Annotated in this window: 1 protein-coding gene; it reads right to left on the reverse strand. The window is 64.7% G+C overall.

All coding sequences use genetic code 11. From position 1 onward, the window contains the following. Positions 1-258: MlaD family protein (locus tag GYB81_RS24285; RefSeq protein ID WP_161898037.1), on the reverse strand; the 258-nt coding region annotated here is incomplete at both ends.

Consider the following 258-nt stretch of genomic DNA (forward strand, 5'->3'; position numbering starts at 1 on the left):
CGGCGGTGGCTTGAACGGCGGCGAAACATAGCGCGGTTCGATCAGCACATGGACAAGCACCCGATCCGAGGTTGGCCCCAGTTCGAAATCCACCACCTTGCCCACCGGTACCTCACGATAGCTGACGATCACGCCCGGTTTGATCGAACCGCGTCGCGGTGCGCTCAGCACCAGTCGTAAGCCTTCCTCGCGCACCGCCTGATTCGGCGCACTGGCCAGGGCGACGAACTCGGTACGGCGCGTGCCTTTGTGCGCCGC

This window comes from Pseudomonas yangonensis (genome assembly GCF_009932725.1).
GTDB lineage: Bacteria > Pseudomonadota > Gammaproteobacteria > Pseudomonadales > Pseudomonadaceae > Aquipseudomonas > Aquipseudomonas yangonensis.